We start from the raw sequence: 26,712 nt of genomic DNA on the forward strand, positions 1-26,712 counted from the left end.
CCGGACAATCCCGATGAGATCCAGCCGCATCATCCATGCCGTCGACTCCCACACGGAGGGCATGCCCACTCGCGTGGTCGTCGGCGGCGTGGGGGTCATCCCCGGCGACACTATGGCCGCCCGGCGCCGGTACTTCATGGACCACATGGATGATCTGCGCACCTTCCTGATGACCGAGCCCCGCGGGCACGCGTCGATGAGCGGTTCCATCCTCCAGCCCCCGACCCGGCCGGATGCCGACTACGGCGTGCTGTTCATCGAGGTCTCCGGACTGCTGCCGATGTGCGGCCACGGGACCATCGGCACGGCGACGGTCCTGGTGGAGACCGGGATGGTGCCGGTCCAGGAACCCGTCACCACCATCCGCCTGGACACCCCGGCGGGTCTGGTGATCGCGGAGGTCCGGGTCCGCGACGGGCACGCCGAATCGGTCACCATCCAGAACGTGCCCTCCTTCTCCTACGCGCTGGACCAGACGGTCGACGTCGACGGCTTCGGGGAGGTCCCCTACGACATCGCGTTCGGCGGGAACTTCTACGCCGTCGTCGATCTCGCGGACCTGGGCCTTCCGTTCGACCGGTCCAGGAAGATCGAGCTCCTCGGCGCGGGCCTGGCGATCATGGAGGCGATCAACACCCAGAATCCGCCCCTGCATCCGCTGCGCCCGGACATCCTGGGGTGCCACCACGTGTACCTGAAAGCTCCCGATTCCACGGCGAGGTATTCACGCCACGCCATGGCGATCCACCCGGGGTGGTTCGACCGCTCTCCGTGCGGCACCGGGACCAGCGCCCGGATGGCGCAGCTCTACGCACGCGGCGAGCTGCCCCTGGACACCGACTTCGTCAACGAGTCCCTCATCGGCTCCCAGTTCACCGGACGGCTGATCGGCACCGAGGAAGTGGGTGAATTCGATGCCGTCATTCCCGTGGTGACCGGGCGCGCGTGGGTCACGGGGACGGCGCAGTACATGCTCGACCCCACCGATCCGTTCCCCACGGGGTTCCTCCTATGACCTCAGCGCTCCCTCTGCCCCCGACGACCCCGAGGGTCCCGGCGGGTCCGACGACGGCGCAGCGGGCGGACGTCATCGTCATCGGGGCCGGCGCGCTCGGGGCCGCCTGCGCCTATTTCGCGGCGCGGGCCGGGCTGAGCGTGCTGATCGTGGAACGCGGGCAGATCGCCAGCGGGACCACGAGCGCCTGCGAGGGCAATCTCCTGGTCTCGGACAAGGAAGCCGGGCACGAGCTCGATCTGTCGCTGTACTCCCAGCGCGTCTGGCGGGAGGATCTGGCCGAGTTCCAGCGGTTGTGGGAGTTCGAGTCCAAGGGGGGCCTGGTCGTCGCGCGCACCGAGACGAGTGCTGCGAACCTCAGGGACCTCGCCGTCCGGCAGCGCGATGCGGGGATCCAGGTCACCGACGTGGCCGCGGAGGAGATCAGCGGCTTCGAGCCGAACATCAACCCCGAGCTGCGCGGGGCTGCCTTCTATCCCCAGGACGCGCAGTTGCAGCCGATCCTGATGGCGGCCCACCTGATCCGGCTCGCCCGGACGCTCAGCCCGACGTCGTTGCTGACCAACACCGAGGTCACGGGGCTGATCCGCGAGGGCGACCGGGTGACCGGGGTGCGGACCAGCCGGGGCGACTACAGCGGCGGCGCGGTGATCAACGCAGCAGGGCCCTGGGCGTCGACGATCGCGCAGATGGCCGATGTGTCGGTTCCGGTACTACCCCGCCGCGGGTTCGTGCTGGTCACCGAGCCCCTGCCGAAGACGGTTTTCCACAAGGTCTACGCCGGGGAATACGTGGCCGCGACCCTCAGCTCGGACGGCGGCCTGCAGACCTCGCCCGTCATCGAGGGCACTCCGGCGGGGACCGTGCTCATCGGCTCCTCCCGGGAGCGGGTGGGATTCGATCGCACCTCGTCGCTGCCGGTGCTCCGGCAGATGGCGCGGGAGGCAGCCGACCTCTTCCCGGTCCTGCGGAAGAAGAAGATCATGCGGTTCTACGCGGGGTTCAGGCCGTACTGCCCCGATCACCTCCCGGTACTCGGCCACGACAGCCGCGCCCCCGGTCTATGGCACGCGGGTGGCCACGAGGGCGCGGGCATCGGCCTCTCGGCGGGAAGCGCGAAGCTCCTGATCCAGTCGATGGTCGGTGAACGGCCCGATCTGGACATCACCCCGTTCACCCCCGATCGTTTCGCGGAGAACAGCTATGCCGACCGCTGAGCCCGAACCCGCCCCGAACACGATCACCTTCGACGGCGAGCCCATTCCCGCCCGGCCCGGCCAGACCGTGGGGGCGGCCCTCACGGAGGCGGGTATCAGATCCTGGCGGGAAACCCGGAAGAACGGGAGACCACGGGGGCTGTTCTGCGGCATCGGCGTCTGTTACGACTGCCTGCTGACGATCAACGGGCAGAGCAACCAGCGGGCGTGCCTGGCTCCGGCCGAGGACGGGACGTCATGCGAGAGCGGCAGCGGCGAGGAAGGGCTTCGCGATGGTGGGACCGATGAGTGAGACCACGGATCTCCTGGTGGTCGGGGCCGGCCCGGCGGGCCTCGCCGCCGCGGTCACCGCCGCCGACCACGGTCTGCGGGTGATGCTGGTCGACGCCGGCCCACAGCCCGGCGGGCAGTACTGGAGACACCCCGACGAGCGCTATCCGGTCGCGGATGAGTCGGCCGGCCACCATGGCTGGAAGGTGCTGACCAAGCTGCGTGACCGGCTCCGAGTGCACCGGGGAGCCGGTCACATCGACTACCGTCCCGGCACCCAGGTGTGGTTCATCGAAGCCCCTAAGACGGAGTCTTCGCCGTGGTACGTCTACACGACCGCCTCGGTCGAGGCTCAACCGGACCATGTTCCGACCGGAAGCGTCAGGGCCATGCGGATCGTGCTCTGCCCGGGTGGATACGACCGGCAGCTGCCCGTCCCCGGCTGGGATCTGCCGGGGGTCATGGCCGCGGGCGGAGTGCAGGCCCTGCTCAAGGGCAGCCGGACGCTGGCCGGCCGGAGGGCGGTCGTGGCGGGCACGGGGCCCTTCCTGCTGCCCGTCGCCGTCGGGCTGGCGGAGGCCGGTGCGGAAGTGGTGGCGATCTGCGAGGCGGGCAACCTCACGGGCTGGGCTAAGAACGTGACCGGTGCCGTACAGGTGCCTTCCAAGGGGGTTGAAGGTGCGGAGTACGCGAAAGCCCTGGTCAAGCACCGTATCCCTTACAAAACCTCGACCGCGGTCACCCGTATCGACGGCGATGGGCAGGTCCAGTCGGCCGTGCTGACCGCACTCGATCGGCGGGGCCGGCCCCGTTCCGGCTCCGAGCGGGCGGTCGAGGTGGATCTGGTGGCCTTCGGCTGGGGATTCACCCCGTCGATGGAGCTCGTCCAGGCGGTCGGTGCCGAGACCCGAATCGGCAGTGACGAGTCCCTGATCGCCGTGGTGGACGATATGCAGCGCAGCACCGCGAGCCGGGTCTACATCGCGGGTGAGGCAACCGGCGTGGGCGGGGCGATGATGGCCGTTGCCGAGGGCGAGCTCGCCGGGCTGGGCGCGGCCGGCGACAACGGTTCGTCCATCGACGGAGCCAGGGTGCGCAAGCTCAGAGGGATTATCCGTCGTTCGGCGGCCTTCGCCCAGGCCATGCACCACGCCCACCCTGTGCCCGCCCGCTGGACGGACTGGCTCACCGAGGACACCCTCGTGTGCCGGTGCGAGGAGGTCACCTATGCACAGGTCTGCCACGCCCGAGACGATCTCAGCGCCGATGAGGCACGCAGCGTCAAGATCCTGGCCAGGCCGGGTATGGGCTGGTGCCAGGGTCGAGTGTGCGGTTTCGCGTGCGCCAAGATCGCGGCCGCCAATGAGGATCGAGATCTCTCCCCGGACGACCTTGCCCGGATGAGCAAACGATCACTGGCCACGCCAGTCTCGCTCGAGGACCTGGCGGACCTCACGCTGGAGTGAATCCGTCGCGCTTTGGGCTTGCGGACCGTGGTGGAAATGCCCATGTTGTTCAGGACCCGGACAGCCGGTCCCAGATCTCTCGGAGCCCGTCGAGGAACCATTGATCTGTGACAGCGGGGCCGACGACGCCGAACTGCCAGAAGGTGGCTAACCCGGCCAGGCTCGCGAACAGGACGACCGAGAGGATCAAGCCGGTCACCGCGAGGCCGTGACTCTGAACGGTTGAACCGTGAGACGAGTACGGGCTGGTCATGATGCTTTTCCTTTCGGGAGTCACTGGAGGGCAGGCTTTAGCGGATCGTGTGCTCAGACGCGGGTGTCGCGGCGTTCGAGGATCACTGTGCTGGCGACGACCAGGGCGAGGACCAGGAACACAGCGGCGGCGAGGATCGGAATGAGATCCCCGGCTGTTACCGAGCCGGGGTCGGAGAATGTTCCCGTGCCCAGGAGCGCGGTGCGGGTCACCAGCGCGTAGGGGGAGGCCAGGGCGGCATCGCCGACGACGTTGAGGGCCACGACCGAGATCCCGGATGCCACGAGCGCCACCGCGATGGGCGCGGCGAACGAGCGTATGAGCATCGACAGGGCCGACTGCAGGAAGGCGATCGGGAGGGCCATCAGCGCCAGCAGCACCGTGATCCCGACGTACTGGCCTGGCAGCATCCCGGGCAGGCCGAAACCGAGCTTGCCCATCAGGATGACCGAGATGAGAAGGACGACCTGCATGATCGCGGTCAGCCCCGCGATCACGAGGCCTTTGGCCACGACGATGTGCAGGGTCGGGGTGGGGCCGCTCATCAGGGCGTTCCAGTTGCTGCCGCGGTGCTCGCACCGCCAGACGAGGGACCCGATGATCGCGATCCCGGTGGCCAGGGGGAACAGGCCGTAGAACCCGACCGATTGCACCCACACGGTGTGCCATCCGTCGTCGGGCTGCCCGCCCTGCGCTAGTTGCGTGGCGGCGCCCATCAGAACCAGGGAGACGGGAAGGAGCACCACTACGGGCCAGCTCAGGGAGCGCTTGAGTTTGAGGAGCTCGGCGTTGAAGGCGCCCACGTCAGGCCTCCTGTCGATCGAAACGGCTGGTGAAAACGGTGAAGAGCAGCGCCGCGACGAGGGTCAGTGCGGCGATGCTCGGATACGCGAGCGGCAGGGTGACGTATTCGCTGACGTCGTAGTCGGCAGCGAGGGCCAGCGAGTAGTAGCCCCACGGCGTGAGATGGGCGGCGACCGGGGGAAGGCCCTGGGAGAAGACGGCCAGCAAGGTGCCGAGGACGCCGATGCCGAGGGCCACGAGCTGGTTCTCGACCTTCGCGGAGATCAGGATGTGCATGGCCAGGACCACCAGGTTCACCGCGAGCATGCAGAGCGTGAAGCCGGCCCAGTGCCCGAGCGGGGCCGGCGGGAGGATACCCGCCAGCACCTTGCCAGCCAGGAGCACGAGCAGGCTCTGGACCACCGTGAGCACCGCGACGACGAGACCCAGCGCCATGAACTTGGCCCTGCAGAGCCCGCCGGGAGTGAGCCCGGAGGTTGCCTGGAGCAGCCAGCCGTTGCCCTGATGCTCCATGTCGGTTTGTCGGCTCGCGAGGACCGCCAGGAGGAGCGGCGAGACCAGCGGTATGCCCAGGGACATTCCCGCCAGCAGGGCGTTCCAGGCCGATGAGTCGCCCAGATCGACGTCGGGGTTGCTCACCAGAGCGAACAACGCCAGCGCCACCACGGCGACGACCATGGCCAGGCCGAACACGCCGACCTTCAGGTGGCGCATCTTGGCGAACTCGTTGATCACAGCCGGTGCGTTCACAGCCCACCCCCTGCGGTGAGCGACATGAAGACGTCCTCGAGGGTCTGCTCGTCACGGCGGACCCCGTAGACCCCGATCCGCTGCCCGACCAGGGCGGCGACGGCCCCGGCCGTCTGCTGGTCATCCAGGGCGGGGATCGCGACGTCGCTCCGCCCGGCGTGCCGTGCGTCGAACGGGCGCAGCGTTGCGACCGCGGCCTGCGGGTCGGAGCAGCTGATGATCACGTCGGGGGCCGAAGCGGTCATCAGCTCGGACCGAGTGCCCTGGAAGATCATCCGGCCCTGGCTGAGGATCCCGAGGACGTTCGCCGTCTTGTCGATCTCGCCCAGGAGATGGGAGGAGACCATGACGGTGACCCCGTCGTCCGCGAGGCGGCGCAGGAGACCCCGGATCTCCTCGATCCCGGCGGGATCGAGACCGTTCGTCGGCTCGTCGAGAATCAAGAGCCGTGGCCGCCTGGCCAGCGCCATGGCGATCCCGAGGCGCTGCTTCATGCCCAGCGAGTAGTTGCGGACCTTCTTGTCCATCTGGTCCTGGAGCCGCACCGTGCGTACGGCGTCGTCGATCTGCTCGCGATTCAGGCCGAGCAGCCGCTGTACCAGGCGCATGTTCTCGGCCCCGGTCAGGTGCGCGTAGCCGGGAGGCGCCTCGATGAGAGAGCCGATACTGCCGAGCAGCTCGCGCCGGGTGCCGCGGGTCATCGGCCGTCCCATGATCTGCACTCGGCCACCGGTGGGCTGGATCAGCGAGAGCAGCATTTTCATCGTGGTGGATTTGCCGGAGCCGTTGGGGCCCAGGAATCCGTAGACGCAGCCTGCGGGGATGGACAGGTTCAGATCATCGACGACGGATCGTCCGCCATAGGTCTTGGTCAGGTTCTCCGTGGCGACAACCGGCGGGGTGACAACGGGCGGGGTGACAGGGGGTGAAGACATGCCTCAACGATCCCGAAGACGCCGTTCGGTATCGTCCCGCCCCGGCCATATCTTTCGCCTACCTCCATGGGCATAGAGCCCTGGCGCTGTAGACCCTGGGTGATATTCGGAGCCGGTTTTCTCAGCGGCGCCTGATCTCGACCAGGCCGGTCTCGTAGGCGAGGACCACGGCCTGTACCCGATCACGCAGTTCCAGTTTGGCCAGGATCCGGCCCACATGGACCTTCACCGTGCCCTCGCTCAGCACGAGCTCCGCGGCGATCTCCGCATTGGACAGGCCGCGGGCGATCAGCGTCAGCACCTCGCGCTCGCGCGGCGTGAGCCTGTTGAGCCGGTGGTCCGCCACCTCCCGACCCGGTGACGGGCGCGAACGGGTGAAGTGGCCGAGCAGTCGTTTCGTGGTACTCGGGGCCACGACGGCGTCGCCGCGGTGGACGTGCTCGATCGCCGCTGCGATCTCCTCGAGCGGGGTGTCCTTGAGCAGGAATCCAGAGGCACCGGCCTGCAGGGCGTCGTAGGCGTATTCGTCGAGGTCGAACGTCGTCAGGATCAGCACTCTCGGTGCGTTCTCCTCCGCCCGGATGCGGCGTGTGGCCTCGACGCCGCCCATGCGGGGCATCCGGACGTCCATGAGCACAACGTCGGCATCGGTCCGGCCCAGCAGCTCGAGCGCCGTATCGCCGTCGTCGGCTTCCCCTACGACGGCGAGACCGGGCAAGGATTCGAGCACCATCCTGAACCCCACCCGGATCATCTCCTGGTCGTCGACCAGCACCACCCGTATCGTCATGATTCTCCTTCCGCCGGGAACACCGCCGTGACCTCGAATCCGTCTCCTTCCGCACGGGGTCCAGCTCGGAAGGCGCCGCCGTGCGCGGTGACCCGCTCGCGCATCCCGACCAGGCCGTGACCCCCAGTCGCAGGGGCGGCGACCGGGGCGGTGCCGTCGTCGGTGACCCGCACCTGGACCCCCTCGTCGTCGTAGCGCAGCCGTACATCCGCGCGGCTGCCCGGACCGGCATGCCGACGTGTGTTCGTCAGCGCCTCCTGCACCACCCGGTAGACGGCCAGGCCGACGCTCTCCGGGACGTCGGCGGGAGTGCCCTCGACGAAGAGGACGGTCGGCACGCCGGCGGCGGACGATTCCTCGACCAGTCGCTCCAGGTCGCCGATCCCCGGTTGAGGGGCCTGCGAACCGGGCTCGTCATCGCGCAGCACGCCCAGCATGCGCCGCATCTCCGCCAGGGCCGTGCGCCCCGTGTCCCGGACGGTCAGCATGGCCTCTTTCGCACGCTCCGGCTCGGATCCGGTCTTCGCGGCCGCGCCCTCGGACATCACCACCACGACGCTCAGGCTGTGGGAGACGATGTCGTGGATCTCCCCGGCGATCCGTGCCCGTTCCTCCGCGACGGCGATCCGCGTCTGCGCCTCGCGTTCGCGCTCCAGCTGCTCCGCCCGCTCCCGCAGCCCGGCGACGTGGTCGCGGCGGATGCGCACCAGCGTGCCCCACGTCCACACCCAGATCGTGATGACCACCAGGGCCCCGAGCTGGCCGAGGTCGAGATAGTAGGCGCTGAGATTCGGTACGACGGCGATCAGGAGCCAGCAGACTACGGCAGCTGCCGCCGGGAGGGAGACCCGCCAGGCGAACCGCGTGGCGACGTTGTAGAGGGCGAACAGCAGCATGAGGTCGGCCATGATGACCGGAGCACCGAAGAAGAACTGCGCGCACGCCACCGCCAGCATCGTGATGAGGACGGCCAGCGGGTAGCGGCGGCGCCAGAGGTAGACCGCGCATATGACGAGCGAGAGCACCGCGAGTGCTATGTAGCTGCCCGGGTCGTCGATCAGGTGCAGCGCGGCGGTCGGCATGGTCGGCAGGTTGTAGAGGAACACCCCCAGTGCGACCAGCAGGTCGACCAGCCAGATGCGCTCCCGCAGCCATGAGCCCGGCGGCGGGGAACCACCCTCCCCGGCACTCGGACCTGAGGTGCTCCGCTGGATGGCTGGTGACTCTGTCATCTCACTCAGGGCTGCCTTCGGGGTCATGCTTCGGGGTCATGGACTGTTCCGGTCCAGTCTCATAGAACCCCGGCGCGATCTCCTCCATCTGGCGGCCTATTTCCGGCGAGTGCATATGACCATGGGCGTATGCCTGGGGGCGTATGTGCGCGCGCCCCAACGGGCGCCGGTTTGTAGCGGCCATCCCGTGTTGCTGATGATCCCTGGACAGCCGGGTTCGTCGAGGAATGGTCCCGTGGGATCGGGCCGGAGTCGATCGACCAACATTGATAATCGCCTTCTCCGCGAGGATCATCGTCAGCAGAGATGAGCGCCTCCAGACCGGCCCGTCTTCGACGGCGCACGGCCTACCGGATAGCCTTCCGCCCACCCCGTTCGCATCCAGCAGAGGAGAACCCATGGCAGACGTCGAGAGCTTCACCCTCGATCACACCACCGTGACGGCGCCGTATGTGAGGCTCATCGCCAGCGAGCACGGCCCTGGCGGCGACGTGATCTCGAACTTCGACCTGCGCTTCGTCCAGCCCAACGAGGGTGAGATCCCCACGGCGGCGCTGCATACGATCGAGCACCTTCTCGCGAGTCTGCTGCGGGACCGCATCGACGGCGTCATAGATTGCTCGCCGTTCGGCTGCCGCACCGGTTTCCACCTCATCGTGTGGGGCGAGCCGACCGTGACCGACATCGTGACGGCGGTACGCGCGAGCCTGCGGGTGATCATCGAGGACACCGCCTTCGACGATGTGCCGGGTCTGAGCGCCGTCGAGTGCGGCAACTACCGCGACCACAGCCTGCACGGCGCGAAGGAATGGTCGGCGCGGATCCTCGAGGCGGGGATCAGCCTCGACGCCTTCGAGCGTGTGGGCGTCTGAGGATGTTCACGGAGCTGCGTGGGAGGACCGTGCTCGTGACCGGCGGCGCGCAGGGAATCGGGGAGGCGATCGTCTCCGCCTTCGCGGGTGAAGGGGCGCGTGTCTTCAGCGCCGATCTCGTCCATCCGGCAGAGCAGCCGGACTCTGACCTGAGCGACGGCGACGTGCGACGCGTCCACCTCGACGTGTCCGATGAACGCTCTGTCGAGGAGGTCGTCGGAGCGGTGCGTGGGGTCGCCGGAGTGCCGGAGGTGCTCGTCAACGCCGCGGGCATCTCCACGATGGCTTTCGCCGTCGACGCGGAGCTCTCCGCCTGGCAACGCAACATCGACGTCAACGCGACTGGTTCGTTCCTCATCTCCCGCGCCGTCGCCCGTGAGCAGATCGCCGCAGGTTGCGCGGGCAGGATCATCCTCATCTCCTCCCAGGCGGGCAAGAACGGCTACCGGGGTATGAGCGGCTACGTCGCCTCGAAGCACGCCGTGATGGGGTTGACGAAGACCCTGGCCGTTGAGCTCGCGCCGCAGGGGATCACCGTCAACGCGATCTGCCCGGGGATCATCGAGACGGGGATGAAGCACCGCGAACGACGCGAGGGGGCGGTACTGCGCGGCGTGACCGCCGCGGACATTGAGGCCGAGGACTGTTCGCAGGTGCCGTTGGGCAGAACAGGAACCCCGCAGGACGTCGCCGGAGTCGCCCTCTTCCTCGCGAGCGGGCTCGCCTCATACATGACTGGTCAGGGCATCAACGTCACCGGCGGGATGACGATGCACTGACGCCGACCGCGGACGCCCACGGTGTGCCACCGCACCCCGAGCTGACGGGCCGCGCCCAGCCCGTCGGCGCGCCGCTCTCACCCCACCCTTAAAGACGAAGAGCCGGTTTCAGGCGGCAACTGCAATTTCCGATTCGGATGAGCGGGGGAGGGGCTTGATGCAGTTCGCAAAATGAGGGTGTGAACTAAAGCATGGAGTTATTCTCAGGCCAACTGCTTGAAGTGCATTCTCCTCCGTAAAGGAGGGCCTTAGCTGAGTTTGTCGCTCATCGAGCGCGAATGATAGTTTTCTACTACGGCAGAACCGCACTAAAAGTAGGAGCGCTTGATTTGCAAATATCGGTCGCCAAGCTCGATCAGAAGGCGAAACTACTACTGGTTTCCGTTGGCGGAGGGGCGGCAGTTTTCGTCGCCATCATGGCCATCACGTCACTCAGCGGCATGGACTTTATTCTAGCGGTTTCCATATCACTACTGGTGTTCGCGGTCACTGGGACTCTGACTGCGCTCAAGGTTCGCATCTTTAACTATTCTGACAAGATTGAAGTTCGTCTTAATTCGGTATTCAGAAAATCAATCCATAAATCTGAAGTTCTTTCACTGGATGTAGGCCCCTGTACCGGCCATGCCGAAGGCTATGGATATAGGATTATGGGGAAGGGTGGAAGGGGGTTCCTGGTCGGTGGAAGAACTGTAGAAATACGCGCAAAGAATCATGTATTGATCGCCAGCGCAGATGATCCCAGGGGTGTCATTGTTAAGATTGGAATATTCGATGAGACTATTTCCGATAAATTGTAGGGCAAGCGCTACATTGGAAATCACTACGCGGTGTGGTGCGTTTGCCGGTGGAAGCGCGACGAAGTCCTTCACGGATGATAGTGCGCAAGTCACGCGTAGCATGGCCGGATGGCTCAGGTAGTTGTTTACGGTCAGCGGGAGCTCCTTCGTACCCGGCGTACCGCCATCTCGGATGCGGTGCACGGTGCTGTCATGGCGGCACTCGCCTACCCCGCTGAGAAGCGCTTTCACCGGTTCATCGGGCTGGAGCCGGAGGACTTCATCTATCCCGCAGACCGCGGACCCGACTACACCATCATCGAGGTGTCGATGTTCGAAGGCCGCAGCGAGGGGGCCAAGCGCGCCCTGATTCGGGAGCTGTTCACCCGGCTCGAGGCAGAGGCGGGTCTCAAGCCGCACAGCGTCGAGATCACGATCACGGAGACCCCGAAGGTGAACTGGGGCATTCGCGGGATGAACGCCGAGGATCTTGCCTTGGGTTACCGCGTCGACGTCTGAGACTTGAGTCGCCGATGTTCCATCACCATGACCAGTGGGCCAACGACTGGCAGGAACCACACGGCGAGGAACATTAGTAGCGCCGTCGTTCGTGAGGAGAACGCGGTCCGGAACCAGGCTCGCAGACCGAAGAACAGCAGTACCAGGGCGGCCGCGGCGATCAGTGTCCAGATCATCTCGTAGGCAGTGGGGACTAGCGGGTTCGGCTCCATCGCAATCCCTTCCTCGTCGGAACTCTATTTTACGGTGCCGGCACTCCTTCCGACTCTTGTCTCCCCGAGATCCAGGCGAGTGCCGTGCCATCGATGGCGGATCCACCGGTCGTGAGTGCTCATGACGACCGTGCCGTCCCAGCCCTCGAGGGCCGCCTCGAGGTCCTCCGCCAGTGCCAAGGCGAGGTGGTTGGTGGGCTCGTCGAGCAACAGCACGTCCGGCGGGTCGGCCAGCAGACTCGCCAGGGCAACCCGCCGGCGCTGACCCGGCGACAGCTCCTCCGGAAGGCGCCCGCAGTCCGAGGGCCGCAGCAAGCCCAGGTCCACCGCCGTGTCCATGGCTTGCTCGAAGGCCTTCGGGGAAAAGGCCTCCGGGGAGAAGGTTTCTAGGGAAGCCGCGTCGGACTCCTCCCGGCCCGTCCAGATACTGCCCGAACTGCTTCCGCTGTCGTCCTGCCGCAGGAATCCGACGCGCACTCCTGGATCGATCCACGTCTCACCCCGCTGGGCACCGAGGTGGCCAGCCAGCACCGCCAGCAACGTGGACTTGCCGCTGCCGTTCGGCCCGGTGACCAGGAGATGCTCGCCACGATCCACGGTGAGGTCAATGGGTCCCAGGCGCCCCGTCACCACCAGATCACGGACCTCGATGACCGGGTCGCTCTTCGCCGCGGCGGGGCCCTGATCGGGCAGGGCCTGCAGGCGCAAGGGGACGGGCGGAGGCAGGATCGCCTGACGGTCGATCTCCTCCAGTCGTCGCTGGGCGTTGCGGGCCCTCCGGGTCAAGGTGGAGGCCGCCCGGTCGGCGTAGAACTTCTGGGCGATCCGGGCTTCGGACTTCGCCGTCGTGCGGTGGAAGAGGTCACTGGCCTCGAGCTGGGTCTCGGCCAGCCAGCGCCGGCGCTGCTCCTCCTGGTCCGCATAGCGCTGCGCCCAGGTGACGTGCCCTTCGCGGCGCTGCTGGAGGTAGCTCGTATATCCGCCGGTGAACGCCGTCCCCTGGATGTCACCGCCGCGGCCGTAGGGGTCCAGGCCCGGATCCAGGTCGATCAATGCCCCCGCCGCCTGGTCCAGGAACCAGCGATCGTGGCTGGCCACCAGGACCGGCCCGCGCCAGGCCCGGAGCTGTCCCATGAGGAACTCCACGGCGTCGTCGTCGAGATGGTTGGTCGGCTCGTCCAGCAGCAGGGCCTCGGGCGAGCTGAGCAGCAGCAGAGCCAGATCCAGGCGTCGCTGCTGTCCACCGGAGATCTGGTCCAGCCGCCGTTGCCGGTCCACGGCACCCAAGCCCAGCCCATTCAACGTGGCGGCGATGCGGGCATCCAGGGTCCACAGCCCGAGCCGTTCGGCCTGGGTCAGGGCGGCGTCGTACTCCTCGGCCCAGTGCGGGTCATCCGGATGCTCCGCCATCTGCACCCCGACCTCCTGGATCCTGCGGTCCAGCGCGCGCAGCTCCGCCGTGGCCACGGCGATCGCGTCGCCGACGGTCGTCGCCCGGCCCCGCAGGTCCGGGGCAGTCTCCTGACTCAGATAGCCCAGCGACGACGGCGCCAGGACGGTGCCCGCGGTGGGCTGCAGAACTCCGGCGACGATACGCAGCAGCGTCGACTTGCCGCTGCCGTTCTCACCGATGAGGCCGGTGACCCGGCCGGGCGGGGCGATCAGCGAGACGTCGCTCAGAATGGCGGTCTCCGGGTGGCTGTCGTAGTGGAACGAGATGCCGCTGACCTGGATGGGGGACAGCTGCGAGCGTGATGAAGCGGGTGCCTGGGGCATGGCTCTCCTGGGAACGTGGGATGCTCCCGCCGGGCGTGATCCCCGTGGGCTCGCCGGCCCTGGCGATCATGAGCCGGGCTGGCTGAGCTTCTCCGCACGGGGCGCCGCAGACGCGGGACGGTGCACGTTCACAACTTCATGGGAGGGAGCATAACCAGTTCCGGGGGCTCATGTCAGCCCCGCCCCGGCTCCGAGGCCGTCGCGGGTGCCAGCGGATCCGGCGCGCTACCGGACAACCATCGCGCGCTGCGACACAAGTCACACCGCCGCCGAAGCTCAGACTGATCGATACCCGAACCACTGACCCCGATGCTGGAGGGGATGTCCATGAGTCAGCAGACAACCGTTTTCAGGGGCGGTGCCATCGAGACATTGGAGCCGGGCATCGGCCGGGTGCGAGCGCTCGCCGTGCGCGACGGTGTCGTGGTCGCCCACGGCGAGGAAGCGGAATCCCTGGCAGGTTCCGGCAGCGCCGTGACCGTCGACGTCGGGGATTTCGCGATGCCCGGGCTCATCGACTCCCACAACCACCACGCCCTGGCCGGGCAGATCGACCTGTACGAGCTCCAGGTCTCCCCGATGGCCCCCCTCGATCAGATCCTGGAGGCCGTGGCCGCCCGCGCGGCTTCCCTGCCGGAAGGGGCCTGGGTGGTCGGAGGCAGCTGGGGGTCGGTCCTGCACGACGCCCTGCAGGCACCCGGTGCTCTCGCCCGCCTCGATGCGGCATCCGGGGGCCACCCGGTGATGCTCCGCGATGACAGCAAGCACAACCGGTGGGCGAACTCGGAGGCGCTGCGCCGGGCGGGGATCGATCAGGACACCCAGGATCCGCCCGGAGGCCAGATCCTGCGCACCGACGGACTGCCCAACGGGGTGCTGCTCGAAGCGGGCGGCGTCCTGGTCGAGCACGTCCTGGGGCGCGAGGAGCCCATGACGGCGGAACGGCTCGCGGCCTCGAGCGAACGCGCCATCGGGATGCTGCACAGTTACGGTGTCACGGCCTTTCAGGATGCTGCCGCCTCCGCGCAGCTGCTGCACGCACTGCACGACCTCGACACGGAAGGCCGGCTGCACGCCTGGGTGGTGACGAGCATGCTCGTCAACGACTTCATCTTCGGAACGGATCCGCTCGGTGAGCCGATCATCGCCGAACGCGGGTCCACGGCATCGCCCCATCACCGGCCGGACTTCATCAAGATCTTCCTCGACGGCGTGCCGCCCTCTCGCACCGGAGCCTTTCTCGAGTCCTATCTGCCCGACGAATGCGGCCACCTGACGAACGGTGAGCCCACCATGTCCCAGTCCGAGCTGACCGGCTGGCTGCGCTCGGCGGCCGAACGCGGCATCGGCGCCAAGGTGCACTGCACGGGCGACGCCTCCGTGCACATGCTGCTCGATGCAGCCGAGCAGCTCCGGGGCGAAGGCTTCGCGGACACCCGCTGGCACGTCGCCCACGGTCAGTTCGTGGCCCCGGACGACATCCCGCGGTTCGGCCGCCTCGGCGTGACGGCGGAGGTCTCGCCCCAGATCTACTACCCGGGCGTTATCCCGCAGGCGATCGCCGCCGTCCTGCCGGCCGACCGGGCGGGCAGGATGCAGCCGAATCGCTCCCTGATCGACTCCGGGGCCCGGGTGGTCGGCGGCTCCGACTGGCCCGTGAGCGTGACCCCCGACGTGTGGAGAGCGGTTTACGGGCTCGTGACCCGACAGGACCCTTCCCGCTCCTACCCCGGCGCGCTCTGGCCCGAGCAGGGGATCACGCTCGACGAGGCGGTGCGCGCCTATACGTCGGAGAGTGCCAGGGCCCTGGGGATCGACGACGTCGGGGGGAGCCTCGCGCTCGGCAAGTCGGCGGACATCGTCTCCCTCAGTGCCGACCCTTGGAACGTCGATATCGAGGACGTTCCCAGCATCCATGCCAAGGGCACCTGGTTCGCGGGCGCTCAGGTCTTCGAGGAGAGATCATGAACCAGCTGAAAGCCGCGCCTCCTGACCACAGCAGCCGCATCTACCTGTTCACGGGCGTCTACGCGGCGGTGCTCTACACAGTGCTCCTGGTGGCTCCGGTCATCGCCGGCCCGCTCATCGTCAAGTTCGGCCTCAGCCCCGCCCAGGTGGGGCTGCTGTTCTCGCTCGAACTCGGCGCCTTCAGCCTGGCGACCGTACCCGCCTACCTGTGGCTCACCCGGGTGCCGCTGACCGTGTCGGTCACGGTCTGCACGATCATCATCGCGATCGGCCACGTGGTCTCCGGCTTCGTCACGGACTTCGGCCTCCTGCTGGTGACCCGCGTCGTCACGTCCCTGGCCGCCGGCTCGATCACGGTCGTGCTGCTCGCCCTGGGCCCTCGGACCCGCAATCCGGGCCGGGCCTTCGGGATCTTCGTCGTGGCGCAGCTGGTCATGGGCGCTGCGATCCTCGCGCTGTTTCCGCTGATCTACGCCGGTGCGGATGTCTCCGCCATCTACTGGACCCTCGCGGGGCTGACGGCGGTGTGCCTGGCGTTCGTGCCCGCCCTGAGGGGCATCTCCCTGAGCGTGCCGACGGCCGGCGGTCATACCCGGCTGGATCCGGCCAAGCGGACGCGGTTCTTCGCCGGCCTGGCCGCGATCCTGCTGTTCTACGTGGCGCTCAGCGGCATCTGGTCGTTCATGGGTCAGATCGCCATCGGATCCGGAGCCGAGGAAGGACCGGTCGCGACCGTCCTGGCGATCGCGACGGCGGCCGGCATCGTCTCCGCCCTGGTCGCCACCGTCATGGGCGAGAGTCCCCGCCGCGGCCTGTATCTGATCCTGGGACTGGCCGGGATGGCCGTTTCCGTCCTGCTGCTGCTCGGCTCCGGTGCGCTCGTGGTGTTCGTGATCGCCGCGGTCCTGTTCAAGTTCGCCTGGACGTTCGTGCTGCCCTACCTGCTCTCCGGGGTCTCGGCGCTCGGGGGCGGTGCGCAGACGATGAACACCACCAACCTCATGATCGGGGGAGGGTTCGCCATCGGCCCGATCATCTCCGGCTGGCTCGTCCAGACCAGCGGCGGCTACTCGTCGATGATCTGGTTCGCCGTCGTCTGCCTGATCGCATCCCTCGGGTGCGCGTGGGTGCTCTCCTCCGGGCGGCTCATCGAGCCCGCCCCGGAGAAGACCGGGCCCACGGCGGCCTGAGGTCCCGGCCCTCTCGCGCGGATCAGCCGAACGCCAGGGTGGGGACGTCCACCACGTGCGCACCGCCGTCGACGACCATCGTGGACGCATGGACGTAGCTCGCGTCCGGGCCGAGCAGGAACGCGATGACCCCGGCGATCTCGGCGGGTATTGCCGCCCGCCGCAGCGGGACGTCCTTGGTGACGGCGGCGTAGGCCCCCTCGACGTCGGCCGCGCCGCCGCTCTCGACGAGCACGCCCATCTCCTCGTCCGCCATGGGCGTGCGCACCCAGCCGGGGCACACGGCATTCGCGCGCACCCCGCGGGCCCCGTAGTCGCGGGCGATCGAGCGCATCAGGCCGAGCAGGGCGTGCTTGCCCACGGTGTAGCCCACCGTCTCCGCCGCCGCGCGGATGCCCGCGAGGGAGGAGACGATGACGATGCTGCCGCGGGAGGCCTCGAGCAATGGCAGCGACTCCCGGGCCGTGACGAACGCCGTGGTGAGGTTGATCTCCAGGCTGGAGCGCCATGCCTCGTCGGAGGTGTTCGTGACCGAGTCGTAGCCGTGCCCACCGGCGTTCGCGACCACGCCGTCCAGCCTGCCGAACCGGTCCTTGACGGTTTCGACGAGCGAGCGCATCGCCTCCCCGTCCGCCGCGTCCGCGGGGATCGCGGTGATGCGCTCGTGCGTGGCCGCCACCGCCTCGAGCGGCCCGGGACGACGGCCCGAGATCACGACCTCGGCGCCGTCGTCCGCGAGCCTGGTCGCGACGGCGGCGCCGATACCGGTCCCGCCGCCCGTCACTAGATGTACGCTCATCTGCTGTCTCCTCGACGTCGTAGTGCTCACCGCGCCCCGGGCGATCCGGTGGCCGGTTCGTTCAGTGACTCAGTAAGTGACTCAGTGGGCGGGCTCAGTAGGTGGTGGTGTTCAGGATCGCCGCGGTGGCCCCGACCGGGAAGTTCGCCAGCGAGTCGGCGTCGAAACCGTCGTTGCCGAAGATCTTCCCGTCGGTGCGCATCGCGTCGAGGTCGATGAGGATGAGCCCGAGGGTCGGCACGATCTTCTCCCGCCATACGAAGAGGGTCAGCTTCTCGTCGATGCCGATGTGGTGGCAGGCGTCGGTGTCGGCCAGGTCGCGTTCGACGCCTTCGATGCAGTGCCACGTGTACAGCGTCGGGGTGAGGTAGACGTGCTCGTAGGATTCCGTGGGGGAGTAGCGGTAGTGGTTGCGCAGGCCCACGAGCTCGGTGGTCGGGGCGTGCACCGGCGCGGAGGAGCCGTCCAGGTACCCGTGGGTGAAGCGTGCGACGACTCCGGTCGGCTCGTCGCCCCGCTGCACCCGGGTGTAGGCGCTCTCCGCCCGGGTCTCGGCGTCCGGCAGCTCACCCTCGACGACCGTGATCAGGCCGGCTTCGGTGTCGAGGACGAAGGAGGTCGAGACCGCGTCCACGACGCCGTCCACCAGGTAGATCCGGGGCCGGACCGAGGTCACCCGGACGGGCACGTCCCGGTTCTCGCCCCAGGAGGCGACGCCGTCGCCGATGACGAGCGAGGCCAGGCCCTCGATGTCGGTCGTGAAGGTGCGGCCCGCCAGGTCGGTGACCGGCTCCAGGATCTCTGCCTCCGGTGCGAAACCGTGTCCGAGCGCGCCGACGGGGATGAATGACTCGGTCATGCTGTGCCTCCTGGGTGGGAATGCGTGACGGCCCCGGTCACGGCACCCCTGGCGTCCTTGCGGGGGCCGGTGCGGCCGGAACCGAGGATCCGACGGCGGTGCCGGATCATGTCGTGATTCCACGATAGGAAGCGGCATGCTCCACGGGTTAGGACTCCCGCGCAGAGAGCTTGTCGCTGCGGGCGTCGGGCCGGCCGGCCGAGACGGGCGGGTCCGGCGGCTGATCCGTCAGGAGCGGGCGACGGGGAACATCTGCGCCCGGGCGTCGGAGGAGGAGACCACCTGCTTGCCGAAGGGGAAGCAGGTGACGGGAATGAGCTTGATATTGGCCCATGCCAGGGGCAGGCCGATGATCGTGACGGCCTGTGCCACGGCGGTCACCACGTGACCCAGCGCCAGCCACCAGCCGGCGATCACGAACCAGACCACGTTGCCCAGGGTGCTGAACCCGCCGGCCCGGCCGGTCTCGACGACCTCACGGCCGAAAGGCCACAGGACGAAACCCGCGATGCGGAAGGATGCCAGGCCGAAGGGGATCGTGACGATCAGCAGGCAGGCCAGGACGCCCGCCACCGCGTAGCCGAGGAACAGCACCCACCCCGCCGTGATCAACCAGATGATGTTCAGGATGAGGGAGATGATCGTGCGCATGAATCCACTCTATCGGCGGGGGTTTCCCCTGCCCACAGTCGTCAGCGCGTTGCCTGCCGGGTTTCCCCGGCGCGCAGCCGCTCGAGTCTGGCCACCAGATGCCCCACGATCAGGAGGGCGACGACCAGCAGGGCGGTGGCGAGGATCTGGAAGCGGACGTCCGGGACCGTCAGCCCCAGGCCGACGATCACGGCCACCACGAGCAGCGCGAACCAGTTGGTGAAGGGGAAGCCCCACCCGCGCATCGGCAGATGCTCGCCGTTGCGCTCCGCCCGGCGCCGCAGGATCAGATGGGAGATCAGGGTGGCCAGCCAGGTCACGATCAGGGTGGAGCCCACGATGTTGAGCAGGATCCCCAGGATGGCCTCCGCCCACAGGTAGTTCAGCAGGACGGCCACGAACCCGAAGGCGGTGGAGGTCAGCACCGCGGCCACGGGGACCTGGCGGGCGTTGACCTTCGTCAGCGCCCTGGGGGCCAGGCCCCGGGAGGAGAGCGAGAAGACCATCCGGGAGGCCCCGTACAGGTTGGCGTTGAGCGACGACAGCAGCGCGATCACGATGATGAGGCCCAGGATCGCGCCCAGCCCCGGCAGCCCCGCCCGGTCCAGGACCGCCACGAACGGAGAGGTGCCCAGGGACTCCGAATCCCAGGGGAGGGCGATCACCATCAGGGCGACCGAGCCCATGTAGAACAGCAGGATGCGCCACACGATGGTGCGGATGACGCGGGAGACGTTGCGGGCGGGGTCGGCCGTCTCCGCAGCGGCGACCGCCACGATCTCGATGCCGCCGAACGCGAAGGCGACGACGAGCAGTCCCGCCGCGATGCCGGCGATCCCCATGGGCATGAAACCGCCGTGCTCCGTCAGGTTGGCCAGCCCCGGCGGGTCGGCGGGCGTGCCGCCCAGGAGGAACACGACCCCGATGATGAGGAAGGCCACCACCGCCCCCACCTTGAGCATGGAGAACCAGAACTCGAACTCGCCGAACTTGCCCACGCCCATCAGGTTGATGGCGGTGAAGACCACCATGAAGACCAGGGCCAGGAACCACTGCGGCAGGGCGGGCCACAGCTCCACCAGCAGCTGCGCGGAGGCGGTGGCCTCCGCCGCGATCACCAGGCACAGCTGGATCCACCACAGCCACCCCACCATGAAACCGGCCGCCGGCCCCAGCGCCCGCTCGGCATAGACGGAGAACGCCCCGGAGGCGGGGTGGTGGGCGACCATCTCACCCAGCGACCGCATGACCAGGATGACCACCAGGCCCGCGATGACGTAGGAGACGAGCACGGCGGGCCCCGCTGCGGCGATACCCGCCCCCGAGCCGACGAACAGGCCCGCCCCGATCGCCGAGCCCAGGCTCATCATGACCAGGTGCCTGGCCTTCATCGAGGTGCCGAGGTTCACCCCTGCGTGCTTGGTCACGGTCGGGGCGTCCTGGGAGGCGCCGGACACGACATAGGACGATCCGGTGGAAGGGGGTGTCATGGCAGGGAAACTAACACCGCGCGCCCCGGCTCAGGAACCGGACGTGCCGTCGGTCTCACGGCGATGCCGGACCGGGCCGACATTGCTCCGCAAGAAGTTGCACTTCGTGCAATTACCTGGCTACGTTTTCCTCATGAAGCTGAGCACGATGACACCACCGGGCGCGGCGGCGTCCCTGGGGCCACTGACTCCGCTGACCCCGCCGACTGACAAGCGCGAAGCCCTGAAATGGCGCAATCGCCGCGCCATCGTGCAGGCCGCCGCGCAATTGGCGCGTGAGCGCGGCCTGGAGGGGTTCACGGTCAAGGACCTCGCCGCGGAGGCGGGGGTCTCCCGGCGCACGGTCTTCAACCATTTCGCCAGGACGGAGGACGCCGTGCTGGGCGCCTTCGTGGACAGCGTGGCATCGCTCTACGGCGTGGTCGAAGAGGCCCTCGCCGGGCAGCGTTTCACGGATCTGCCCCAGGCGCTGGAAGGGTTCATCCGGGCCGCCCGGCAGATGGACGTCATCGGAACGGTGTGCCAGGCCATCGTTCCCTTCCATCCCCCGAACTGCCGTGGGGGCCTGTACTCCCACGAGCAGTTCGAGCTGCTGGCGGTTCAGGCCACCAACGCGGTCACGCGCAAGATCGTGGAGCTCCTGCAGGAGAAGGTCGACGGCGCGGATCCCTTCCTCGTGCGCCTCATGGGCGAGTCCCTGAACACCGCCGTGTGCGTCAGCGCCCAGCACTGGTTCGAGACCACCCACGGGGAGCTCACCGACCAGACCAGGGGACTGTGGGACGAGCTGCTGGGCCAGGCCGTGCGTGGGGTCCAGGTCGGTTTCGGCCGGCCCTCGTCCTCGTTCGGGTAGCCGGAGAGCGCCCGATCCCCCAGAATCCTTGAAAGCCCGAACCGGCAGGAACTTCCCAGAACGAACGTCTGCCGGCGTTCAGCAACACGAAAGGGTCAAGTCACGTGGCAAAACTCCTCTACCGCATAGGTCGCGGTGCCGCCCATCGCGCCTGGGCGGTCATCATTGCCTGGCTGGCCGTGCTGGCTCTTTCCATTGGAGCCTTCGCCGCCTTCGGCGGGACACTGGCCAACCAGTTCGAGATCCCGGGAACCGAGACCCAGCGCCTGGCCGATCAGCTCCAGGACGAGTTGCCCGAAGCCAACCAGGGCGTGGGGACCATCGTGTTCAGCACGGACGACGGGTCCGAGTTCACGGACGGCCAGATCGACCGGATCACCCAGGCGCTCGACGACTCCACCGAGGTGGAGGGCGTCTCGGCCGTGACCAACCCCTTCCACGCCCAGGGCGAGTTGGACTCGCAGCGCGAGCAGATGACCGACGGCGCCGGGCAGCTGGAGCAGCTGATCCAGCTGCGGGACTCGGGACAGCTCGAGCAGGCGGCCGCCGCGGGCATGGTCCCGCCGGAGGTCACCCCTGAGTACGTCGACCAGCAGGAGGCCCAGCTCGCCCTCGGCGAGCGGACCATGGAGCTGATGGGGGACTACGGGTTCATCTCCTCGGAGGGCTCCACCGCGATCGCCACCGTGAACTTCTACGCCGCCCAGCCGGACATCGCCCCCGAGGACCAGGACGGCGTGATGGCCGCGGTCGATGCGGCCCAGGGCGACGGCGTCCAGGTGGACTACTCGACCGAGCTGGCGCAGAACCTCTCGATCTTCGGCGCTGCCGAGGTGGTCGGGCTGATCGTCGCGGCGATCGTGCTGTTCATCATGCTGCGCACCCTGATCGGGGCGGCGCTGCCCGTTCTCACGGCGCTGATCGGAGTGGCCATCGCCGCCACGGCGTCCCTGTCGCTCTCCGGTGCGGTGCAGATGGCCTCGGTGACACCCGTCCTGGGCCTGATGCTCGGCCTGGCGGTCGGCATCGACTATTCCCTGTTCGTGCTCAACAGGCACCGGCAGCAGCTGCGCGAAGGCGTCGAGCTGCGGGAGTCGATCGCCCTGGCGACGGGCACTGCGGGTTCGGCGGTGCTGTTCGCCGGATGCACGGTCATCATCGCCCTGGTGGCACTGGTGATCACGGGCATCCCGTTCCTGGGCCTGATGGGCGCGGTGGCGGCGTTCTCCGTCTTCGTGGCCGTGCTGATCACGCTCACGCTCACCCCGGCACTGCTGTCCCTCCTGGGTCTGCGCCTGCTGCCCTCCTCGCAGCGGGCGCAGGTCCGCGCCGGCCACGTGGTCGAAGAGGTGGCGCACGTGCGTACGCCCCGGGCCGTGCACCATCCCCTCGTGGCGCTGGTGGGCGCGGCCGCCGTGCTGATCCTCCTGGCCGTTCCGTTCGCCTCCATGCGCCTGGGCCTGCCGGACGGAGCCTCGGAGCCGGCGGACTCGACCCAGTACGAGGCCTATCAGCTGGTGGACGAGAACTTCGGCGCGGGGCGCAACGGCCCCATGACCGTCGTCGTTGAGTACCCGGAGGGGACGTCCGCGGAGGAGGCGAATGAGCTCCAGCTGAATACCGGCGAGCAGATCGCCGCTCTCGACGACGTCAACAACGTGGTCCCCGCGCCGCTGGACGAGAGCACCAACCTGGCGATCCTGCAGGTCGTCCCGGAGTCCGGCCCCGCCGAGGAGGCCACCGAGGTGCTGGTCGACGATATCCGCGCCCTGTCCCCGGACCTGGAGGCCTCCGACGGCGCCACCCTGGGCGTCGCCGGGTCCACGGCGGCGAACATCGACATCTCGCAGGTCCTCGCCGACGCGCTGCCCCTGTACCTGGCGGTGGTCATCGCCATTTCGCTCGTGCTGCTGGTGCTGGTCTTCCGCTCCCTCGTGGTGCCGGTGGTCGCCTCGCTGGGCTTCCTGCTCTCGCTCATGGCGGCCATGGGCGCGATCGTGGCCGTGTACCAATGGGGCTGGCTGGGCGGATTCTTCGGGGTCACCGATCCCGGGCCGGTCCTGAGCTTCCTTCCCACGCTGATGGTGGGCATCCTCTTCGGCCTGGCCATGGACTACCAGCTGTTCCTGGTCACGGGTATGCGCGAGGCCTACGTCCACGGGCATCCGGCGCGAGCTGCGGTGATCCGGGGGCTGGTCGGGGGCCGTGCCGTGGTCACCGCGGCGGCGATCATCATGGCCTCCGTGTTCGCGGGCTTCATCTTCTCCCACCTGACCATGATCCGGCCCATGGGCTTCGGCCTGGCGATCGGCGTCCTGCTCGACGCCTTCGTGGTGCGCATGACGATCATCCCGGCCGTCATGACCCTGTTGGGCGAGAAGGCCTGGTGGATCCCCCGATGGCTGGACCGGATCCTGCCCAACGTGGACGTGGAGGGCGACTCGCTGCAGGCCCACCGGCCGGTGGTCGAGTCCCCCGACGAGAAGTCCGTGCGGGAGGCGCGCGAGACGGTCGACGGCGAGATCGCCGAGGCCCTCGGGAGGCCCGGGCGCAACGGCACCGCAACGCGCTGAAACACTCGCCCACCCTGTCAGCGAACACTGTGGACAGGGTGGGCGGGCCCGCGCATGATGGCAGTACGTAAAACAGTCAGCACGCATACGGTGGGCGGGTTTACGCAAGAGGATGCCCGTCCTGACCGGTGCTGATACCGCAGATCGGAAGGAGCCCTCCATGGCCAAGAATTTTCCGGATGTCGCCCACTACACCGTTCCCGGCCTGAGTGACGAGCAGGGGCAGACCCTGGCCTCCGTCCTCCAAGACCGGCTCCATGCGCTCAACGACCTCCAGCTGGTGCTCAAGCACGTGCACTGGAACGTCGTCGGCCGCAACTTCATCAGCGTCCACGAGATGATCGATCCTCAGGTCGACGTGGTCCGCGGGTTCGTGGACGAGGTCGCCGAGCGCATCGCCACCCTCGGCTACTCGCCCAACGGGCTCTCCGGGGGCATCGTCGCCGACCGCTCGTGGAACGACTACTCGATCGGTCGCGCGGGGGTCTACGAGCACCTGGCCGCCCTGGACATGGTCTACACGGGCCTGCTCGAGGATCACCGCAAGGCGCTGAAGACCGCCGGGGAGATTGACCCGATCACCGAGGACATGCTCATCGGCCAGGTCAAGGAACTCGAGCTGTTCCAGTGGTTCGTCCGCGCCCACCTCGAGAACAGCGGTGGTGAACTGGCGGACGCCGACGCCACCACCGAGAAGGCGGCTGCCGCAGCGGTTACCGCATGACGGATGTCGTGCGAGCACAGGGCGCCCGGCCGGCCTCCTGAGTTCGCGCGCCCGACCGTACGAGAGCCCCGCCCTTCATCGGACGGGGCTCTCGGCATCTCCGTATCCTCCCGCGGAGGCGCTGCGGCCAGTGACTGTTGAGTACATCACAAGCCCTTACGGGACGTTTCAACTAAGTTGTAGCCTGCATAGTTCGGGGCTGGTGACCGTTGCGACGACCGCGGGGATCCGGATTGAGTTTCCTCCCGCCGACGACGATGTCCGCCGTGGCCCCGGACCCTCTCTCGCTCCGGGCGGACCGCCCGTGGAGCCCGCTGCGCTTGCCCGAGGAGCACCATGTCCGTGACCCAAACCGGTTCCCTGCCCCAAGTGCCTCGTCCTTCGAGCGGCGACTCCGCGAGCGAGGCCGGCCGCGGAGTGGACGAGGAACTGCCGCCGCAGCGCGTGCGCACCCTGCTGGGAGTGCTGATCGTCTCGGCCTTCGTCGTGATCCTCAACGAGACGGTCCTGTCGGTGGCCCTGCCCGACCTGATGGAGGACCTGCAGATCCAGGCCACCACCGCGCAGTGGCTCACGGCGGGCTTCATGCTCACCATGGCCGTGGTGATTCCCGCGACGGGGTTCCTGCTCGAACGGCTTCCGCACCGCGTGGTCTTCCTGACCGCGCTGACCCTGTTCACGGCCGGCACCGCCCTGGCCGCCGCGGCCCCGAACTTCCCGATCCTGATGATCGGGCGCGTGGTGCAGGCCTCCGGCACCGCGCTGCTGCTGCCGTTGCTGATGACCACCGTCCTCACGGTGGTGCCCAACGAGCGCCGCGGGTCCGTGATGGGCCTGATCTCCGTGGTGATCTCCGTGGCTCCGGCCATCGGCCCCACCATCTCGGGCGTCATCCTGGGTGCGCTGTCCTGGCGCTGGCTGTTCCTGATCATGCTGCCCATCGCCGTGCTGGCCCTCGTGCTCGGCTCCGTGCTGATGCCCTCGATGGGCCACCCGCGCAAGGTCAAGCTGGACCTCCTCTCCGTCGTCCTCTCCGTGCTGGGCTTCGGCGGCCTGGTGATGGGCCTGAGCGGATTCGGCAGCCACAGCGGGGAAGGGGCCGAGGGCGGCATCCCGCCGATCCCCGCGCTCGTGATCGGCGTGGTCTCCCTGGCGATCTTCGTCTGGCGGCAGCTGCGGCTGCAGCGCGAGGACCGCGCACTGCTGAATCTGCGCCCGTTCGCGCGACCGACCTTCAGCATCTCGCTGGGCCTGATGATCCTGTCCATGGGCACCCTGTTCGGCGTCGTGATCCTGCTGCCGATCTACATGCAGACCGTTCTGGGGCACTCCACGCTCACCACGGGCCTGAGCATGCTGCCGGGCGGCCTGATCATGGGCCTGCTGTCCCCGTTCGTCGGCCGCTTCTACGACAAGCACGGCGCCAAGGTCCTGGTCGTCCCCGGCACGATCGTGCTCAGCGCCGCGATGTGGACCTTCTCCACCGTCAACCAGGGCACTCCGTTGTGGGTCATCGTGATCGCGCACATCGTGATGAGCTGCGGCCTGGCCATGCTGATCACCCCGCTGATGACCTCTGCGCTCGGCAGCCTCCCCCAGCCGCTGTACTCCCACGGCAGCGCCCTGCTCAACACGCTGCAGCAGGTGGCCGGGGCCGCCGGCTCGGCCTTGTTCATCACGCTCATGTCGGTCGGAGCGGCCGCCGCGGCGCAGGGCGGCGCGGATGCCGTCTCGGCCCAGTCCCAGGGCATCCACACGGCCTTCATCGTGGGGGCGTCGATCTCCGTGGCGGCCATCGTGGCCTCGTTCTTCGTGCCCAAGCGGGCCCAAGGGAGTTCGGCCCACCGCGAGGTGCACTGAGCGTGCGCTGAGTCTTGACCGCCGTCGTCGAGTGGTCGATCTGCTCGCCTGTCACGCCTGATAGCCGAACAGATCG

Annotated in this window: 25 protein-coding genes; 14 read left to right on the top strand and 11 right to left on the bottom strand. The window is 68.2% G+C overall.

What is annotated here, in order from left to right; genetic code table 11:
- Positions 1-13: 13 nt before the first annotated feature.
- Genes FCK90_RS05085 through FCK90_RS05100 form a run of 4 tightly spaced genes read left to right on the top strand, consistent with a single transcriptional unit; the run spans position 14 to position 3,968 of the window.
- Positions 14-1,015 (top strand): proline racemase family protein, encoded by a 1,002-nt coding sequence (locus tag FCK90_RS05085; protein WP_158033213.1) that lies wholly within the window; start codon positions 14-16, stop codon positions 1,013-1,015.
- A complete protein-coding gene (locus FCK90_RS05090) occupies positions 1,012-2,232 on the top strand; it encodes an NAD(P)/FAD-dependent oxidoreductase (RefSeq protein WP_158033214.1) in 1,221 nt (406 codons plus the stop codon). The genes FCK90_RS05085 and FCK90_RS05090 overlap by 4 nt, the downstream gene beginning before the upstream one ends.
- Positions 2,219-2,524, top strand: a complete 306-nt coding sequence (locus tag FCK90_RS05095) for a (2Fe-2S)-binding protein (protein ID WP_158033215.1) — start codon at positions 2,219-2,221, stop codon at positions 2,522-2,524. The genes FCK90_RS05090 and FCK90_RS05095 overlap by 14 nt, the downstream gene beginning before the upstream one ends.
- Entirely contained in the window at positions 2,517-3,968 is a 1,452-nt protein-coding gene (locus FCK90_RS05100) for an FAD/NAD(P)-dependent oxidoreductase (protein WP_158033216.1), read from the top strand. The genes FCK90_RS05095 and FCK90_RS05100 overlap by 8 nt, the downstream gene beginning before the upstream one ends.
- 49 nt (positions 3,969-4,017) lie before the next feature.
- On the opposite strand, the gene FCK90_RS05105 is transcribed toward FCK90_RS05100, so the two are convergent.
- The 6 genes from FCK90_RS05105 to FCK90_RS05130 form a co-directional block, all read right to left on the bottom strand.
- Positions 4,018-4,221 carry a hypothetical protein gene (locus tag FCK90_RS05105; protein ID WP_158033217.1) on the bottom strand — a complete coding sequence of 68 codons (204 nt, stop codon included), beginning with the start codon at positions 4,219-4,221 and terminating at the stop codon, positions 4,018-4,020.
- A 53-nt stretch (positions 4,222-4,274) separates the two neighbouring features.
- Positions 4,275-5,024 carry an ABC transporter permease gene (locus FCK90_RS05110; RefSeq protein ID WP_158033218.1) on the bottom strand — a complete coding sequence of 250 codons (750 nt, stop codon included), beginning with the start codon at positions 5,022-5,024 and terminating at the stop codon, positions 4,275-4,277.
- Between the two features lies 1 nt (position 5,025).
- Entirely contained in the window at positions 5,026-5,775 is a 750-nt protein-coding gene (locus FCK90_RS05115; RefSeq protein WP_158033219.1) for an ABC transporter permease, read from the bottom strand.
- The gene (locus FCK90_RS05120) at positions 5,772-6,710 is read right to left on the bottom strand and encodes an ABC transporter ATP-binding protein (protein ID WP_158033220.1); all 939 of its coding nucleotides are present in this window, start codon (positions 6,708-6,710) and stop codon (positions 5,772-5,774) included. Before FCK90_RS05120 ends, FCK90_RS05115 begins: the two co-directional genes overlap by 4 nt.
- 121 nt (positions 6,711-6,831) lie before the next feature.
- Positions 6,832-7,500 carry a response regulator gene (locus FCK90_RS05125; protein ID WP_158033221.1) on the bottom strand — a complete coding sequence of 223 codons (669 nt, stop codon included), beginning with the start codon at positions 7,498-7,500 and terminating at the stop codon, positions 6,832-6,834.
- A complete protein-coding gene (locus FCK90_RS05130) occupies positions 7,497-8,732 on the bottom strand; it encodes a sensor histidine kinase (RefSeq protein WP_158033222.1) in 1,236 nt (411 codons plus the stop codon). The genes FCK90_RS05125 and FCK90_RS05130 overlap by 4 nt, the downstream gene beginning before the upstream one ends.
- Before the next feature lie 398 nt (positions 8,733-9,130).
- Between FCK90_RS05130 and FCK90_RS05135 the strand changes: the two genes are divergently transcribed.
- From FCK90_RS05135 to FCK90_RS05150, 4 genes are all read left to right on the top strand, one after another.
- Positions 9,131-9,604: an S-ribosylhomocysteine lyase gene (locus tag FCK90_RS05135; RefSeq protein WP_158033223.1), complete on the top strand. Its 474-nt coding sequence runs from the start codon at positions 9,131-9,133 to the stop codon at positions 9,602-9,604.
- Positions 9,605-9,606: 2 nt separating this feature from the next.
- Positions 9,607-10,383: an SDR family NAD(P)-dependent oxidoreductase gene (locus FCK90_RS05140; RefSeq protein WP_158033224.1), complete on the top strand. Its 777-nt coding sequence runs from the start codon at positions 9,607-9,609 to the stop codon at positions 10,381-10,383.
- Positions 10,384-10,661: 278 nt separating this feature from the next.
- Entirely contained in the window at positions 10,662-11,183 is a 522-nt protein-coding gene (locus FCK90_RS05145; RefSeq protein ID WP_158033225.1) for a hypothetical protein, read from the top strand.
- Between the two features lie 108 nt (positions 11,184-11,291).
- Positions 11,292-11,681: a tautomerase family protein gene (locus tag FCK90_RS05150; RefSeq protein ID WP_158033226.1), complete on the top strand. Its 390-nt coding sequence runs from the start codon at positions 11,292-11,294 to the stop codon at positions 11,679-11,681.
- Positions 11,682-11,917: 236 nt separating this feature from the next.
- On the opposite strand, the gene FCK90_RS05155 is transcribed toward FCK90_RS05150, so the two are convergent.
- Positions 11,918-13,669: an ABC-F family ATP-binding cassette domain-containing protein gene (locus tag FCK90_RS05155; protein ID WP_158033227.1), complete on the bottom strand. Its 1,752-nt coding sequence runs from the start codon at positions 13,667-13,669 to the stop codon at positions 11,918-11,920.
- Positions 13,670-13,996: 327 nt separating this feature from the next.
- On the opposite strand from FCK90_RS05155, the gene FCK90_RS05160 reads away from it, so the two are divergent.
- Complete coding sequence (locus FCK90_RS05160) at positions 13,997-15,637, top strand: amidohydrolase (protein WP_158033228.1); 1,641 nt, start codon at positions 13,997-13,999, stop codon at positions 15,635-15,637.
- Positions 15,634-16,827 carry an MFS transporter gene (locus tag FCK90_RS05165; protein WP_158033229.1) on the top strand — a complete coding sequence of 398 codons (1,194 nt, stop codon included), beginning with the start codon at positions 15,634-15,636 and terminating at the stop codon, positions 16,825-16,827. The genes FCK90_RS05160 and FCK90_RS05165 overlap by 4 nt, the downstream gene beginning before the upstream one ends.
- 22 nt (positions 16,828-16,849) lie before the next feature.
- On the opposite strand, the gene FCK90_RS05170 is transcribed toward FCK90_RS05165, so the two are convergent.
- The 4 genes from FCK90_RS05170 to FCK90_RS05185 form a co-directional block, all read right to left on the bottom strand.
- The gene (locus FCK90_RS05170) at positions 16,850-17,626 is read right to left on the bottom strand and encodes an SDR family NAD(P)-dependent oxidoreductase (RefSeq protein WP_158033230.1); all 777 of its coding nucleotides are present in this window, start codon (positions 17,624-17,626) and stop codon (positions 16,850-16,852) included.
- A gap of 94 nt (positions 17,627-17,720) precedes the next feature.
- Positions 17,721-18,485: a MoaF C-terminal domain-containing protein gene (locus tag FCK90_RS05175; RefSeq protein WP_158033231.1), complete on the bottom strand. Its 765-nt coding sequence runs from the start codon at positions 18,483-18,485 to the stop codon at positions 17,721-17,723.
- Between the two features lie 228 nt (positions 18,486-18,713).
- Positions 18,714-19,136: a YccF domain-containing protein gene (locus tag FCK90_RS05180; RefSeq protein ID WP_158033232.1), complete on the bottom strand. Its 423-nt coding sequence runs from the start codon at positions 19,134-19,136 to the stop codon at positions 18,714-18,716.
- A 41-nt stretch (positions 19,137-19,177) separates the two neighbouring features.
- On the bottom strand, positions 19,178-20,626 hold the full coding sequence (locus FCK90_RS05185) for an amino acid permease (protein ID WP_246180002.1): 1,449 nt from the start codon (positions 20,624-20,626) through the stop codon (positions 19,178-19,180).
- A 133-nt stretch (positions 20,627-20,759) separates the two neighbouring features.
- On the opposite strand from FCK90_RS05185, the gene FCK90_RS05190 reads away from it, so the two are divergent.
- The 4 genes from FCK90_RS05190 (at position 20,760) to FCK90_RS05205 (ending at position 26,636) form a co-directional block, all read left to right on the top strand.
- A complete protein-coding gene (locus FCK90_RS05190) occupies positions 20,760-21,479 on the top strand; it encodes a TetR/AcrR family transcriptional regulator (protein ID WP_181954201.1) in 720 nt (239 codons plus the stop codon).
- 104 nt (positions 21,480-21,583) lie between these two features.
- Complete coding sequence (locus tag FCK90_RS05195) at positions 21,584-24,052, top strand: MMPL family transporter (RefSeq protein ID WP_158033234.1); 2,469 nt, start codon at positions 21,584-21,586, stop codon at positions 24,050-24,052.
- Between the two features lie 160 nt (positions 24,053-24,212).
- Entirely contained in the window at positions 24,213-24,776 is a 564-nt protein-coding gene (locus FCK90_RS05200) for a Dps family protein (RefSeq protein WP_158033235.1), read from the top strand.
- A 336-nt stretch (positions 24,777-25,112) separates the two neighbouring features.
- Entirely contained in the window at positions 25,113-26,636 is a 1,524-nt protein-coding gene (locus FCK90_RS05205) for an MDR family MFS transporter (protein WP_158033236.1), read from the top strand.
- The last annotated feature ends 76 nt before the right edge of the window (positions 26,637-26,712 follow it).

The sequence above is a fragment of the Kocuria coralli genome (assembly GCF_008831305.1).
Classification (GTDB): Bacteria; Actinomycetota; Actinomycetes; order Actinomycetales; family Micrococcaceae; genus Kocuria; species Kocuria coralli.

What these genes read in the sequence shown, in the direction of transcription:
- FCK90_RS05150 (WP_158033226.1), top strand. Translation starts at nt 11,292, where the DNA reads ATGGCTCAGGTAGTTGTTTACGGTCAGCGGGAGCTCCTTCGTACCCGG.
- FCK90_RS05105 (WP_158033217.1), bottom strand. Translation starts at nt 4,221, where the DNA reads ATGACCAGCCCGTACTCGTCTCACGGTTCAACCGTTCAGAGTCACGGC.
- FCK90_RS05185 (WP_246180002.1), bottom strand. Translation starts at nt 20,626, where the DNA reads ATGACACCCCCTTCCACCGGATCGTCCTATGTCGTGTCCGGCGCCTCC.
- FCK90_RS05090 (WP_158033214.1), top strand. Translation starts at nt 1,012, where the DNA reads ATGACCTCAGCGCTCCCTCTGCCCCCGACGACCCCGAGGGTCCCGGCG.
- FCK90_RS05125 (WP_158033221.1), bottom strand. Translation starts at nt 7,500, where the DNA reads ATGACGATACGGGTGGTGCTGGTCGACGACCAGGAGATGATCCGGGTG.
- FCK90_RS05170 (WP_158033230.1), bottom strand. Translation starts at nt 17,626, where the DNA reads ATGAGCGTACATCTAGTGACGGGCGGCGGGACCGGTATCGGCGCCGCC.
- FCK90_RS05140 (WP_158033224.1), top strand. Translation starts at nt 9,607, where the DNA reads ATGTTCACGGAGCTGCGTGGGAGGACCGTGCTCGTGACCGGCGGCGCG.
- FCK90_RS05165 (WP_158033229.1), top strand. Translation starts at nt 15,634, where the DNA reads ATGAACCAGCTGAAAGCCGCGCCTCCTGACCACAGCAGCCGCATCTAC.
- FCK90_RS05145 (WP_158033225.1), top strand. Translation starts at nt 10,662, where the DNA reads ATGATAGTTTTCTACTACGGCAGAACCGCACTAAAAGTAGGAGCGCTT.
- FCK90_RS05100 (WP_158033216.1), top strand. Translation starts at nt 2,517, where the DNA reads ATGAGTGAGACCACGGATCTCCTGGTGGTCGGGGCCGGCCCGGCGGGC.
- FCK90_RS05155 (WP_158033227.1), bottom strand. Translation starts at nt 13,669, where the DNA reads ATGCCCCAGGCACCCGCTTCATCACGCTCGCAGCTGTCCCCCATCCAG.
- FCK90_RS05085 (WP_158033213.1), top strand. Translation starts at nt 14, where the DNA reads ATGAGATCCAGCCGCATCATCCATGCCGTCGACTCCCACACGGAGGGC.
- FCK90_RS05095 (WP_158033215.1), top strand. Translation starts at nt 2,219, where the DNA reads ATGCCGACCGCTGAGCCCGAACCCGCCCCGAACACGATCACCTTCGAC.
- FCK90_RS05130 (WP_158033222.1), bottom strand. Translation starts at nt 8,732, where the DNA reads ATGACAGAGTCACCAGCCATCCAGCGGAGCACCTCAGGTCCGAGTGCC.
- FCK90_RS05180 (WP_158033232.1), bottom strand. Translation starts at nt 19,136, where the DNA reads ATGCGCACGATCATCTCCCTCATCCTGAACATCATCTGGTTGATCACG.
- FCK90_RS05200 (WP_158033235.1), top strand. Translation starts at nt 24,213, where the DNA reads ATGGCCAAGAATTTTCCGGATGTCGCCCACTACACCGTTCCCGGCCTG.
- FCK90_RS05175 (WP_158033231.1), bottom strand. Translation starts at nt 18,485, where the DNA reads ATGACCGAGTCATTCATCCCCGTCGGCGCGCTCGGACACGGTTTCGCA.
- FCK90_RS05190 (WP_181954201.1), top strand. Translation starts at nt 20,760, where the DNA reads ATGAAGCTGAGCACGATGACACCACCGGGCGCGGCGGCGTCCCTGGGG.
- FCK90_RS05135 (WP_158033223.1), top strand. Translation starts at nt 9,131, where the DNA reads ATGGCAGACGTCGAGAGCTTCACCCTCGATCACACCACCGTGACGGCG.
- FCK90_RS05160 (WP_158033228.1), top strand. Translation starts at nt 13,997, where the DNA reads ATGAGTCAGCAGACAACCGTTTTCAGGGGCGGTGCCATCGAGACATTG.
- FCK90_RS05205 (WP_158033236.1), top strand. Translation starts at nt 25,113, where the DNA reads ATGTCCGTGACCCAAACCGGTTCCCTGCCCCAAGTGCCTCGTCCTTCG.
- FCK90_RS05120 (WP_158033220.1), bottom strand. Translation starts at nt 6,710, where the DNA reads ATGTCTTCACCCCCTGTCACCCCGCCCGTTGTCACCCCGCCGGTTGTC.